The organism is Fibrivirga algicola, assembly GCF_011742925.1.
Taxonomy (GTDB): domain Bacteria; phylum Bacteroidota; class Bacteroidia; order Cytophagales; family Spirosomataceae; genus Fibrella; species Fibrella algicola.
Window position 1 is genome coordinate 252,805 of sequence record NZ_WAEL01000002.1, and the last position, 13,168, is coordinate 265,972.

Sequence of the window (13,168 nt, forward strand, 5' to 3'; positions counted from 1 at the left end):
TGAGTTAAACTTCCAGCCTGACTGTATCACTCGTTGGATAACCCGTACAGGTCAGTACCCACCCGTCGTTCAGGTCACGGTCTGTCAGTACGTCGTTGATTGTCATATAAACCTGACCTGCCGTACAACGAGCCAAACAGGTAGAACAGCGGCCACCGCGGCAGCTGTAGGGCAGTGCAATGCCGGCGGCCAGTGCAGCTTGCAACACTGAGTGACGCGCAGGTACGTGAAGGGCAACAGTCCGTTTCCGAAAGTGTAGACTGATCATCCTGTCAACAGCTGCTTCTGGCGGCAACGTATGCAGTGCCGATTCGACAACAGTCGACTGAACCACAAAATTCTCGCGACGGATAAGATTTGCCTGTATACCATTGACGATCAGCGTGAATTGTACCATTCGCATATAGTCGTCGGGGCCACAGATATAGTACTGCACCGCTTCCCGATCAGACGAACCAATCAACTCAGGTAATAAACGCTCGAGCAGTAAATTGTTCAGCCGCCCCTGACGGCCAACCTGCAACCCGATAGGCTGACTCAGCAGATGTATGAGCCGAAACCGATCTGGGTACGTTGCCTGCCACTCGGCCAGTTCGTCCCGAAAAATGATAGCGGCCTCAGTTGTGTTACTGTATAGCAGCGTAACCCGGCGATTTGGTTGATGCCGCAATGCATCTTTCAGTATGCTGAACAACGGGCTTATACCACTGCCCGCCCCCAACAGGACCAGATCGCCCGACTGGCTGGCATCGACCGTAAATCGACCCGCCGGATATAGACTCGTCAGGAGATCGCCAACTTGCAGGTGCTCGGTTAGGTAACGTGATATGTCGCCGTTTTGCACCCGTTTGATCGTCAATCGGAGCGGCTCGCCGGGGGCTGAGCTTAGCGAATAGGAACGGCGTACGACCTGCCCGTTGAAGGGTACCAGCAAGGTTAGAAACTGACCCGCCTTGTAATCAACTGGCTCTCCATCCGCCGTTTCCAGAAAATAGCTGGTTGCCTGGACGGTTTCGACCTTGATTTGGGAGATTCGCACTTGTATTACGTCGTCGCTCATTCGTTGGTAGCTAAAGTAGGCTTTACTATAACTTCGACAGAGCTGGTTTGGCTATAGACAATCTATCTACCGCGTGAACGAGATGAGCCAGAGGTGCCATCTGGCGCAAGCAGCCCGCGCCTGTACCGGATTCTGACTTAGAAGATACGGCTCCACGCAAACCGGATGATGAGCAGCAACGCAACGAAGCCAACCAGTATATAGCTAAATGGCACGTAGGTGAAGGCCACCAGCCGTAACCGGTCGACGAACCAGAGTACGCCGATCAACGCCGTAATCAGGGTCAGAAAGCTTGACAATCGGCCAAAACCGGGGATGTATTGGAATGGCAGTTTGCGCCGGATCAGCATCAGCGTAGCCACCATTGTCAGCACGGGAAGCACTTGCAACACCAGATTCATCGCCCAGATACTTTGGCGCTCAAACAGGAACAGGTACAAAGCCAGCGTCACGGCAAACATGCCCGGAATACAGGCGGCATATACCAACCCGGCATACAGATAGCGCCACCGCCAGATCGCCTGTGGCGTGTCGCCTGCCCATACGTTGAGCACAAAAGCGAAGACGGGAGTAAGCAGCAGAAAAAGCGCAATAAGGCCCGGCTGCGCAGCCGCATAATCGAACAGATCACGAAAGGTCATGAGGTACGGAGAGGCTACTGCTGAATTGATCCTAAGAACGCTAGTTAAGCATATATCGCTCAGCACCCAAACGATCAGCCATACTTTGCGTTAGTGGTAATAAACAGGATCGTTATGTCATTGCTATTATCTCCATTAACGTTGCGCCATATTGAGTTTAAAAACCGCATCGTTGTCTCCCCTATGTGCCAGTATTCGAGTATTGATGGGTTTTCTACCGACTGGCATTTGGTCCACCTGGGTAGCCGGGCAGTGGGCGGTGCAGGCCTGATCATCACTGAAGCGGCGGCTGTTTCGCCCGAGGGACGCATTACCCCGCACGACCTGGGTATCTGGACCGACGAGCATATTCCTGGTCTGAAACGGATCACCGAGTTTATCACGGCCAACGGCGCGATAGCGGGTATCCAGCTCGCCCACGCTGGTCGAAAAGCCAGCCATCAACGCCCCTGGGACGGCGGCAAAGCCATTGCCCCTTCCGAGCCATTAGGCTGGCAAACCGTTGCGCCGAGTTCGTTGCCATTTACTGCAGACGAGCCCGCTCCTACCGCGCTCAGCCAGGAGGGTATTCAGCAGGTACGCGCCGATTTTCGGGCGGCGGCGAAACGGTCGTTACTGGCTGGTTTTGTGGTGGCCGAAATTCACGCCGCGCATGGCTACCTACTCCATCAATTTCTATCGCCCCTGAGCAATCAGCGGACCGACGAGTATGGGGGCTCGTTTGACAACCGAGTGCGGCTACTACGCGAAATCGTTGATGATCTACGCGCCATCTGGCCTGCCGACTACCCCCTCTTTGTTCGCATATCGGCTACCGACTGGACAGAAGGTGGTTGGACGCCCGATGATTCGGTGGCACTAGCCGCTCTTTTATCGAAGCAGGGCGTTGATCTGATCGACTGCTCGACGGGTGGCAACGTACCTAAGGCCCCTATTCCCAACGCGCCGGGGTATCAGGTTTCCTTCGCCGAACGCATCAAGCGCGAAACCACCATGCCAACGGGAGCAGTGGGCCTCATTACTGACGCCGAACAGGCCGAAGCCATTCTGGCCAACGGGCAGGCTGATCTGATTTTGTTTGCCCGCGAACTATTGCGCGACCCCTATTTCCCTCTCCACGCCGCCACCCAGCTAGGTGACGAACTGCCCTGGCCGGTGCAGTACGAACGCGCCAAACCGAGGTCGCACTAAGGGGTTTATCTGTTGCCCGATGTTGCTGTATATTGCTTTCTCTGTGTTACTAACGACGCATAGTGGAAGCGCCTACAGCGAGAAGACAGTAAAACCTACAGCAGTAATCAATGTTGGAAAATCAGGTGCGTTTGGTGTACGCCAGGCTAGAATACGCCGTATTTGCTGTATTTTGGGCGTATACTTCACCCATCGTTTATGCACTTCATTTACTGCTGCCTGTTTACCTGTTTCGTTACACTTCCCTCCTTTGCACAGACCGTTACGTTACTTCGCCCGGCACGGGTGTTTGACGGCGAAACCATGCACGAGGGCTGGGCCGTGCGCGTCCGTGGCGACAAGATCGATGCTGTTGGCCCCACGGCCAGCCTCACGGGCGGAGCCAGCGTATCGGCAACTGTTATCGACCTTCCCAATACAACATTACTACCGGGCCTGATCGAGGGACATTCGCATTTACTGCTTCACCCCTACAATGAAACGCCCTGGGACGATCAGGTACTGCGCGAAGCCCGGTCGTTGCGCGTAGCCCGGGCAACGGTGCATGCCGAAAAGACGCTTCGGGCGGGTTTTACCACTGTGCGTGACCTGGGCACCGAAGGCGCTGACTATGACGATGTCGGCTTAAAGCAAGCCATTAACCAGGGCATTATTCCGGGGCCACGGATGATTGTGGCCACGCGGGCACTGATTGCCACCGGCAGCTATGCACCCAAGGGATTCAGTCCGGACATTGCCGTGCCACAGGGCGCCGAAGAAGCCGACGGCCATGACCGGCTCATCCAGGCGGTTCGCCAGCAGATTGGCAAAGGAGCTGACGTAATAAAGGTGTACGCCGATTACCGCTGGGGCCTGATGGCCGATGCCCGCCCCACCTACACGATCGAGGAGTTGAAGCTGATCGTAGATGTTGCCAAAAGTAGCGGCCGCGGCGTGGTGGCTCATGCGGGTACCGCCGAAGGCATGCGCCGGGCTATTCTGGCGGGCTGCGAAACGCTTGAACATGGCGATGCCGGCACTCCCGAAATTTTCGCCCTGATGAAACAACACGGCACCGCACTTTGCCCAACCATCGCCGCCGGTGACGCCGTTGCACAATACCGGGGCTGGAAACGCGGTGAACCGGAGCCCGAGCGTCTTAAACAGAAACGGGTTACGGTAAAACAAGCCTTACAGGCAGGCGTCACTATTTGTGCCGGTGGCGACGTAGGAGTCTTCTCGCATGGCGATAATGCCCGCGAACTTGAACTGATGGTTGACTATGGGATGGCTCCCACTGAGGTGCTTCGATCAGCTACGTCTATCAATGCCGATGTGTTTCACCTGGCCGACCGGGGCCGGATCAAGACTGGTTTGCTGGCTGACCTGGTCGCCGTAGAAGGCGACCCCACCAAGCAGATCAATGCCATCCGTCAGGTACGTATGGTCATGAAAGGCGGGGCAGTGGTGAGGTAAGAGTTTCAAGTGCTCTGCTGGCTTACCACTTGAGTAACCAGCGGAGCACCTGTAGCTTGACGCTTACACCGGTAGGCAGACCGTAAAAGTGGTCTCGCCGGGTTTCGACGTTACCTTGATGCTGCCATTATGGTGCTTGATAACCCCTTGAACAATGTCGAGGCCTAGTCCAGAGCCTTTGCCAACGCCTTTTGTGGTGAAGAAAGGCTCGAATATTTTCTGCTGAATTGAGTCCTCAATACCGCTTCCGTTGTCGGTAAAGGTGGTATAGATAAACTGCTCTTTTTCCAGATAGCTTCGAATAGCCAGAGTGCCACCTTTTTCCGGCAGGGCGTCGAGGGCGTTATCGATGAGGTTCGTCCAGACTTGGTTCAGTTCACCGGGCCATCCGCAGAGTTCAGGCAGGTTGTCAGGTACGTCGACGGTGATGGCTATGTTCTTGGCCCGCACTTTATGACCCAGCAACGTGAGAGTGCTCCGGATGCCTTCAGGCAAATTGACAAGTTCTTTCCCCGCACCCCGGTCCATGTGGGTGTATGACTTAATCGACGACACCAGCGTGGCCATCCGGCTCGACGCCTCCCCAATATCGACCACCAGTTTTTCGGTAACCAGATTGTTGCTCACCCATTCCAGTACGCCCTGCAGGTTGGCCTCCCCTACCTGATCTAGAATGTTGTCGAGCTCCTCTTCCGTAAAATTATAGTCGGCCAGTGAACTCGCCAGATCGGCGGCTTCAGGTACGTTGTGGTCTTCGAGCCAATCGGTGAGGTCATCTTCCAGGCTGCTCCGTTCCAGCAGCGACAGCGGCTTTGTACGGTGATCGAGCTTATTGAATAACCACTCGTCGACCAAATCGGTCTGCTCGTCGGTGAGGGCCAGGCGCATAATTACTTTGAACCGTTCGGGGGTGGCCCGCATGTGTCCTTTCAGCGCCTCAGCGTTCCGCACAATAGCCGACACGGGGTTATTCAGTTCGTGCGCCAACCCCGCCGACAGCCGGCCCAGCGAAGCCATTTTCTCTTCCTGCTGTACCTGATGCGCAAACGTCCGCACGCGATCGGTCATTTGCTGGACAAACGCCTCAGTCAGTTCATAACAGGCGCTGGTCATCTCGCGCAACTGATCGCGGTGCAGGGCCAGCGTGCGTACGTCGGTTTCGGCAACGAAAGGAAACCGGGCTTCGGTCAGGCGAGAGTAAGGTAAAAGCCCCAACACGGCGGGGGCCAGGTACGTGACCAGGTCTTCGGATGCCTGACCCGTAATGTTGATCTGCCCTTCGAGCAGCAGGCGCAGCGAATCAACGGGCTGATGTGCTTCGTTGATCACGTGCCCTTTAGGAAAATCGGCCACTTCGGCCCGGTCGAGAAACCACGTCAATTGGTCGTCAGGTACGTGTTCGAACTGCGGGAAGGCACGTAAATCGGTGATGGTTACCATGGAATACTGGTTGTTAAACGCTGAGAGGTAAATGATACCAGGCAACCGGGGCCTGTGGGTACGTTAGGCTATCGACCGGCCTGTTTGCGGCGCGCCATCAGTTCGCGGCAGGTGGTTACAATAATGCCTTCACGCTGGATATACGCCTTCAGTTCCGGATCGAGCATGGCGAGCAGGTCGCCCTGTCGCGTAGGCCACGACGACGTGATCTGACTAAACTGAGGCGAATTTTGGGCGCAGTGCATAATCACATACGTTAGCCCAGGTTGGCAACGCTTCAGCAGATCAATGTATTTCTCTGTTTTCATACGCTGCAGTGCCTTGTCGGTCACCGGCATACCGGCGGGCAGGTTCCAGCTGTAGCTACTGCCGTCGAGGTCATCGAAAACAGGCAACCCGGCGTCCCAAAGTTGTCGGCCTACCTTGCGGGCAATAACGCGCTGCTCCTGCGGAATGTTATTAGCCGCAACAATGAGCGTGGCATGGCCACCAGGAAACAGCAGTGGAATCTGCTGCTCGATACCCAGTTTCACGTAAGTCGGCATGAACTTCAGGTCAAACAACGTACCCATGTGCGAATCGAGGTGGGTGGGTTCGATGCCAAACGACCGGAAACGAGCCAGTTGCGCCCTGATCTCGGCATCGACCTCGGCGGGGGTAGCCTGATCGACTACCTCCTGAACCGACGGCCAGAACGCGCCCTGCGCGTCACAAAGGCCGGTTTTCTGCCCTGTCAAAGGCGACCAGCGGTAGCCTTTCCATTCGCTCGTGAGGGTAAGGTGGACGCCCACATCAAGCGTTGGTTTTTGCCGGGCATACGCCATAAAATCCGGCACCCAGGCGCAGGGCATCATCACACTTGTCGATACAGCAATACCTTCGTCAATGGCGCGTCTGGTCCCCTGGTTTGCTTCGTAACTCATGCCCGCGTCGTCGACGTGCAGCACAATTACTTTTTTACCCCGCGGAAACCCCAGCCGTTCGGCATAAGTCGTGTCTGCCTGGGCGATGGCCGATGAAACCAGCATAGATAGACAGGCGATGAATAGGTAAACAGGAGACATAGGCGGCTTAGGAAAACAGACATAATGATAGCTAATTCTACATTAATTCATGATTGCAGTTCTTCAACGGGTCTCTGAAGCAGCGGTTCGCATCGACGGGCAGGTACGTGGTCAGATTCAACAGGGTTTTTTGGTTTTGCTGGGCGTCACCCATACCGATACCGCAGCCGATGTGGCATGGCTGGCCAAAAAAATTGCCGGGATGCGCATTTTCAGTGACGAAGCCGGCAAGATGAATCTGGACCTGACTACGGTGGGCGGTAGTATTTTACTCATCAGCCAGTTTACGCTCCATGCCGAAACAAAAAAAGGGAACCGGCCCAGTTTCATTGAGGCCGCCCGACCCGAAGTAGCCATTCCGCTTTACGAACAGATGATTGCCCGATTATCAGCTGAGTTAGGGCACCCCATTCAAACCGGCGAGTTTGGGGCCGACATGCAGGTGTCGCTCATCAATGATGGGCCGGTTACGATCGTGATCGACACAAAGAAGCCGTAAACGTGACCCTGATAGCGGTTCTAACGTCCTGTTCAGGGCATTGACTTGAACTACTGCCCAGCACAGGTACGTGCCAACCGGGCCGCTGGTACAGATTATGTATACGTGACGATCCGTTTCTACCGTTTTTGGAGAAAACCGTACTTTTACAGTTAACCTTCGCTTTCCAGCGCACTGAATGAACTTTCTGCCTATCGATGTTGCCGACTATGCCGATGCACACACGTCGCCCGAAAGCGATGTATTGCAGCGGCTCAACCGCGATACCTATGCCCATGTGTTGCACCCCCGTATGTTGTCGGGTCATTTGCAGGGGCGATTGCTGGCCATGCTCTCGCACATGATTCGGCCGCGGCGCATACTCGAAATTGGCACCTACACCGGCTATTCGGCCCTGTGCCTCGCCGAGGGACTAGCCGAGGATGGCCGTGTACTTACCATTGATAAAAACGAAGAGCTGGAATCGATCGCCCGCCGGTACTGGGCCGAATCGCCGCACGGTGCGCGCATCGATCTGCACATTGGCCGAGCCGGTGACATTATTCCAACGCTCGACGAGACGTTTGATCTCGTGTTCATTGATGCCGACAAAGAAAACTACGGCTTATATTACGATCTGGTCTTCGACAAAGTCAGGCCGGGTGGGTTCATCCTGTCCGATAATGTGCTTTGGAGCGGCAAAGTAGTGGAGCCAGTAAAACCCGCCGACAAAGACACGCAGGCCGTTATCGCCTTTAATCAGAAAATCCACCAGGATCCACGCGTAGAGAACTTGCTGTTGCCCGTGCGTGATGGTGTTCTTATTGCCCGCAAACGTTAACTTATGAAATACGCCTTAACTCTCTTTTCGTTCTGGTTTGCCCTGACGGCCTTTGCCCAGCCAGTACCCAGCCCGACCGTACCCGCTCAGGTGACCTTTGCCGACCTGACCGTGCGCTTTGACCCCGACGCCCGGCGGCTCATTCAGCAGGATGTAAACGCTCTGATGAATAATCGGCAATACTGGAATGCCAAGCTCGACCGGGCTTTGCTCTACTTCCCGATTATTGAGACGATTCTGCTGAACGAAAAAATTCCGACCGATTTCAAGTACCTCGCCCTGCAGGAAAGTTCCCTGACGCCTGATGCCGTTTCGTCGTCGCAGGCGGTTGGTTTCTGGCAGTTCAAGCGCGAAACAGCGCAGGATTACGGTATGGTGGTGAACGAGGAAGTCGACGAACGGAAGAATATTTCGTCGTCGACGGCGGCAGCGGCCCGGTACCTGCGTCGTAGCAATGGCATGTATACCAACTGGCTGTCGGCTCTCTTTTCGTTTTACCTGGGCACGGGGGGCATCAGCAAAATTGTTTCGCCGGAATGGGCCAACTCGCAGGACATCACCCTCAATGGCAGTACCGATCGCTACATGCTCCGGTTCTTCGCCCACAAACTAGCCGTTGAGTACGCCATCCGGACGTATCAACCGGTCAACACGTTTTCGTTGGTTGAATACACGGGCGGGGCGGGCAAGACGATCGATGAGATTGCCAATGAATTAAGTCTCAACGCCAATGATATACGTACCTACAACCGCTGGCTGCTGATCGACCACGTACCCATCGATAAGCCGTATGCACTGGTTATTCCAACGCCAAACGGGCAAATCAACGACCTGCGGCAGCGAATTGCCCATACGACCGACAAGCCCATCAAAGCCGTTGTTACCGACGACATTGGTTTCCCGGTACTGAAACGCGTCACCCTGGCCACCAGCTCAACGAGTGACCCGATTCTATATGAAATCAACGGGTTGCCCGGTATTCAGGCGCAAGTAGGTGATAACGCAGGATCGCTGGCGCGGAAGGCCCGAATCAGTCTATCGAGCTTCCTGCGGTTCAACGACCTGGGCGAGCGCGACGCGATTGCAGTAGGTGAAGTGTACTACCTGGCCAAGAAGCGTAAAAAAGCGCTGGTGCCTTTTCACACTGCCCGAACCGACGAAACAATGCGCGGGATCTCGCAGCGTTACGCCCTTCGGTTAAAGAAGCTGCTCCGCTACAACCGCATGGATCGAGTGCAAAAACTACAGGTTGGGCGGGTACTGTGGCTGCGTGAACGCCGCCCCTCGAAAACGCCGATCGAGATCATCAACGCCCCGACCCCACCGGTGTATGACAACTCCCCCGCTACGCCATCTAACCGGCCAGTGGTAGAGCGGCCGGGGCTGGAAACACCAGCAAACAGCCAGGCGAACAACATTCCACGAAATGCATCGGAACGGAAACGGTATCAGCCTAAACTAGTCGGTAGCGCTACGCCGTCGACAGTACCTGACGAGCGGTCTGCTGAGGTCAGCACGGCCCCTTCTCGGCCAACCCCAGAGCCAGCTACCCCACCTACGCGCCCGGCTGTTCAGGCGCCTACGCCAACGGTGACAACGGCCGTAACGCCGGATAAGACGAATCCAGGCGAAACGGTAGAAGTACCGGTTGCTACCCCACGCGATGCCGGTTCGCCCCAGCGGACCATTATTGTTCGCTCGGAAGGGGAGACGGTTCGTGAGCGCACCACCCCCGCCCGGCAGGTAGCAGGTACGTACCCCGAAACACCCGACGTAGCAGCCAATACGGGTGGCAATCAGAGTGGCCGGACTGCCACGCCGGTTAAGAAACCACAGCCTCAGCAACAGTCGTCTACTGAGCTTACGCCCATTCCCCGCAATCAGCAGGCAACGCTGCCACCCCTGCCACCTATGATGAGCGATCGCCCCGAAGCCACAACGCCGGGGTCGACCAAGGGCCGGACTATGAGGCATACCATCGAAGCCGGTCAGACGTATTACAGCCTGTCACGCTACTACGGGGTAAGGGTTGACGATCTTCTCGCAGCCAATAACCTGACCCTAGGGGATAAACTCTCGGTTGGACAAACCCTGGTAGTGCAGAATGTACCGGCGGGCTACCCCACCGGTCAGCCAACATCAGCACCCGCTGCCGTGCCAGCCGGAGCGCCCCGTTCAGGCTCGCCTATTCCGCCAACGACAGTCGCTCCACCCGTTTCTGAACCGACCTACCACGTGGTAGCAAAAGGCGAAACGCTGTATCGAATCTCGAAGACGTACAACGTGACCGTCGAGCAATTGATGCAATGGAACGATTTGCGCGATTTGGGTGTGAAAGAGGGTCAGAAGTTGAAAGTAAGCCAGTAACGCCCATGATTTTAATTGACCACACCGTCATCAGCGACGACATTGCTGAACAGTTTTTTGTCTGTAATCTCGACAAGTGCAAAGGTGCGTGCTGCGTTGAAGGTGACGCTGGTGCACCGCTCGAGCGCGACGAACTGGCCAAACTGCGGGAAGTGTATCCGGAAGTGAAGCCCTACCTGTCGGCCGCGGGCATTCAGGCTATTGAAGCGCAAGGCCTGTATGAGGCCGACGAAGATGGCGATTACGTGACCACTACTGTTGGTGGACGTGAGTGCGTTTATGCGATCTACGACGAAAAAGGCATCCTGAAATGCGGAATCGAAGCGGCATATAACGACGGGAAAGTAAACTGGAAAAAGCCTATTTCGTGCCACCTGTACCCAATCCGCGTCACGAAGTACGAACAGTACCATGCCCTGAATTACGACCGCTGGCCTATCTGTGCCCCTGCCTGTAGCTTTGGTAAAGAGCTGAACGTACCTGTCTATAAATTTGTCCGGGAAGCCCTTGTGCGCGCTTACGGGCAAGCCTGGTACGACAAGCTGGTTGTAGAAATCGAAGGCGAAAAAGACTAATATGCGCGTGTTGCCGGGTATTGCGTAAGCGAGGCCCGACAACATACTATACTGAAACGACCAATGCCCTTGCCACCGGTTCATTGACCTATGGAAAGGGCATTGGTCGTTTCAGGTACGTGGTATTCAGGCCAGCGTTGACTTGAGGCTACTTGTTTCGTTGCTGATGGCGGTCGTGTGGTATTTTTTCTGGTAGTATACATACGACAACGCACCAATCAGCGGAATCACAAGCATAGGGCCCCAGGTGGCAACCGGTTCAATAAAAGCGACTGCATAGATGGCACCGATAATATCATACATCAGTCCGGCATACGCCCATTCCTTGATTCGGGGATAGCCTGGTACCAGAATGCCGATCACCCCCAGCAGTTTGGCCCAGCCTAGAAAAGGCACCAGCGGCGCAGGAAAGCCAATGCCTTTGAAACCCTCAACGGCCATCGGCATGATCAGGATATCGGGAATTGCTGATCCCAGCATAATAAACGCGAACAGACCGGTGAAGATCCAGTAGCGGGTAGCTGTCTTTTTCATACAAGTGCTTCGGATAAGTGATTAGTCTGGGTCAGGTCGCCGTGAGGCTGTTTCCGGTCATAATTCAGGTACCAGTGAAAGCCAAACTGGTCGGCAATATCGCCAAAGACGCTATCCCAGAAAGTGTTTTCCAGCGGATGCAGCACATCCCCCCCTACCGATAAGCTCGCTGCCAACTCGTTGATCTCCGCTTCACTGCTACATTCCAGGATCATCGATACGGAATTTCCGATCGCCGGTTCGTGCGAAAGGGGCAGGTCAGATCCCATTAGTCGTAGCCGGTCGTTGGTCAGGCAGGCGTGCAGAATACGTGGAGCCATGCCGGTTGGAAACTGGCTGGCGAGTGGTGACTCCCCCACCGAGAGCAAATTGAGTTCACCACCCAGACACGTCTGGTAAAAGAGCATGGCTTCACGGCAATTGCCGTTGAAGTGCATGTACGCGCTGATCTGTTTCATACAAGTAGTTGTTGTTTGGTTAACAGATCAAATTTACGGACCTCTACCCGCTCCGGCGGGGGGTAAAAGCGGCAAAGTCGGGGGGCAATTGTGCCATCTTCCCAGCGCAGGACGTACCTGCATTCAGGACCTCACTTGTCTTTCTTTTTTGTCTTCCGAACCTGCTCCTGCTCGTAAGCTTCGCGCTGCCGCTTATCGGCCAGCAGATTGCGATACAGCCCGTTCAGGACGTAAATATCGTCGACTTCTTCAATGAGCAGGTGGAGTTGTTCGCGAATGTGTTCTACTTTCATACCAGGCTATAGGGGGCTAATTAATCCTTAAAAATAACCTACCTGACAGAAAAACGTTTACTTTCAGGCATGGCTTTTGCGAGGTAATACCCAAACATATGCTAGTAATTATATATACTTGCTAACTCGATTGGCTTCTATGAAAAAAGCGCTACTTCTTATTTCCTTTTGTTTCGCCGCTACGGCCATGCAGGCCCAAAACGCGATTCAATCGGCGACCGCCCCCAAGTCTGTTTTTGCCAACACGTCAATGGCCGTTGTCGACGCTGTGAAAGCCAATGAACCAGTTGACGCAAAAGCAGTCGACCAGATCATGGCAACCAATACGGTAGAACGTGCTGCCTCGGCAACTTACACCGCCGGCAAGGCAATTATCCTGCAACCAGGTTTCGAAGCGCGGGCTGGATCGGTTTTTGTGGCGACCGTCGCGCCCGTAGCTGCCAGATCAGTTGAGGCAGGTGCCGACCTTACGGTGTCCGCCTGGCCGAATCCATTTCAGGATCAGACAACGGTTGAATACAAGCTTCCCGAAAACAGCAAGGTGAAGCATACCCTGACAGACTCGCGCGGTGCGATACTCCGCCAGAATGCCCCTATTGATGTGCAATCCGCCGGTGTTTATAAGATTAGCGTTGAGGGCACCAACCTGCCAACAGGCGTGTACCTTTATCAGGTCCAGACCGGTACGCAAACGAAAACCATTCGGCTGTTAAAACAGTAGTTTACAGCTAGTTACTTATTTTCTCTATTGAAAAGCCAGCGCATGTGTGC

General features: G+C 54.9%; 14 protein-coding genes. 7 read left to right on the forward strand and 7 right to left on the reverse strand.

The genetic code is table 11. The features are described from left to right. Positions 1-4: 4 nt before the first annotated feature. Together F7231_RS06310 and F7231_RS06315 are read right to left on the reverse strand one after the other, a co-directional pair. Positions 5-1,060: a ferredoxin--NADP reductase gene (locus tag F7231_RS06310; RefSeq protein WP_166691313.1), complete on the reverse strand. Its 1,056-nt coding sequence runs from the start codon at positions 1,058-1,060 to the stop codon at positions 5-7. Between the two features lie 137 nt (positions 1,061-1,197). Beyond that, complete coding sequence (locus F7231_RS06315; RefSeq protein WP_166691314.1) at positions 1,198-1,701, reverse strand: hypothetical protein; 504 nt, start codon at positions 1,699-1,701, stop codon at positions 1,198-1,200. 114 nt (positions 1,702-1,815) lie between these two features. Between F7231_RS06315 and F7231_RS06320 the strand changes: the two genes are divergently transcribed. Both F7231_RS06320 and F7231_RS06325 read left to right on the forward strand, forming a co-directional pair. Further along, positions 1,816-2,892 (forward strand): NADH:flavin oxidoreductase/NADH oxidase, encoded by a 1,077-nt coding sequence (locus F7231_RS06320; protein WP_166691315.1) that lies wholly within the window; start codon positions 1,816-1,818, stop codon positions 2,890-2,892. A 198-nt stretch (positions 2,893-3,090) separates the two neighbouring features. After that, positions 3,091-4,347, forward strand: a complete 1,257-nt coding sequence (locus F7231_RS06325; protein ID WP_166691316.1) for a metal-dependent hydrolase family protein — start codon at positions 3,091-3,093, stop codon at positions 4,345-4,347. Positions 4,348-4,410: 63 nt separating this feature from the next. On the opposite strand, the gene F7231_RS06330 is transcribed toward F7231_RS06325, so the two are convergent. Continuing rightward, the gene (locus F7231_RS06330) at positions 4,411-5,787 is read right to left on the reverse strand and encodes an ATP-binding protein (RefSeq protein WP_166691317.1); all 1,377 of its coding nucleotides are present in this window, start codon (positions 5,785-5,787) and stop codon (positions 4,411-4,413) included. A 68-nt stretch (positions 5,788-5,855) separates the two neighbouring features. After that, on the reverse strand, positions 5,856-6,851 hold the full coding sequence (locus tag F7231_RS06335; protein WP_166691318.1) for a polysaccharide deacetylase family protein: 996 nt from the start codon (positions 6,849-6,851) through the stop codon (positions 5,856-5,858). A 49-nt stretch (positions 6,852-6,900) separates the two neighbouring features. On the opposite strand from F7231_RS06335, the gene dtd reads away from it, so the two are divergent. From dtd to F7231_RS06355, 4 genes are all read left to right on the forward strand, one after another. Beyond that, positions 6,901-7,350, forward strand: a complete 450-nt coding sequence (gene dtd, locus F7231_RS06340) for a D-aminoacyl-tRNA deacylase (RefSeq protein ID WP_166691319.1) — start codon at positions 6,901-6,903, stop codon at positions 7,348-7,350. Between the two features lie 178 nt (positions 7,351-7,528). Beyond that, on the forward strand, positions 7,529-8,170 hold the full coding sequence (locus F7231_RS06345; protein WP_085412332.1) for an O-methyltransferase: 642 nt from the start codon (positions 7,529-7,531) through the stop codon (positions 8,168-8,170). 3 nt (positions 8,171-8,173) lie between these two features. Beyond that, on the forward strand, positions 8,174-10,537 hold the full coding sequence (locus tag F7231_RS06350; protein WP_166691320.1) for a LysM peptidoglycan-binding domain-containing protein: 2,364 nt from the start codon (positions 8,174-8,176) through the stop codon (positions 10,535-10,537). Positions 10,538-10,542: 5 nt separating this feature from the next. Further along, a complete protein-coding gene (locus F7231_RS06355) occupies positions 10,543-11,112 on the forward strand; it encodes a DUF3109 family protein (RefSeq protein ID WP_166691321.1) in 570 nt (189 codons plus the stop codon). Between the two features lie 126 nt (positions 11,113-11,238). Here the strand turns inward: F7231_RS06355 and F7231_RS06360 are convergent, their stop codons facing one another. The 3 genes from F7231_RS06360 to F7231_RS06370 form a co-directional block, all read right to left on the reverse strand. Next, the gene (locus F7231_RS06360; protein ID WP_085412329.1) at positions 11,239-11,646 is read right to left on the reverse strand and encodes a DoxX family protein; all 408 of its coding nucleotides are present in this window, start codon (positions 11,644-11,646) and stop codon (positions 11,239-11,241) included. Further along, positions 11,643-12,104, reverse strand: a complete 462-nt coding sequence (locus F7231_RS06365) for a VOC family protein (RefSeq protein WP_166691322.1) — start codon at positions 12,102-12,104, stop codon at positions 11,643-11,645. The genes F7231_RS06360 and F7231_RS06365 overlap by 4 nt, the downstream gene beginning before the upstream one ends. 131 nt (positions 12,105-12,235) lie before the next feature. After that, the gene (locus tag F7231_RS06370) at positions 12,236-12,397 is read right to left on the reverse strand and encodes a hypothetical protein (protein ID WP_166691323.1); all 162 of its coding nucleotides are present in this window, start codon (positions 12,395-12,397) and stop codon (positions 12,236-12,238) included. 139 nt (positions 12,398-12,536) lie between these two features. Between F7231_RS06370 and F7231_RS06375 the strand changes: the two genes are divergently transcribed. Then, on the forward strand, positions 12,537-13,118 hold the full coding sequence (locus tag F7231_RS06375; RefSeq protein ID WP_166691324.1) for a 3-coathanger stack domain-containing protein: 582 nt from the start codon (positions 12,537-12,539) through the stop codon (positions 13,116-13,118). Positions 13,119-13,168 lie beyond the last annotated feature (50 nt).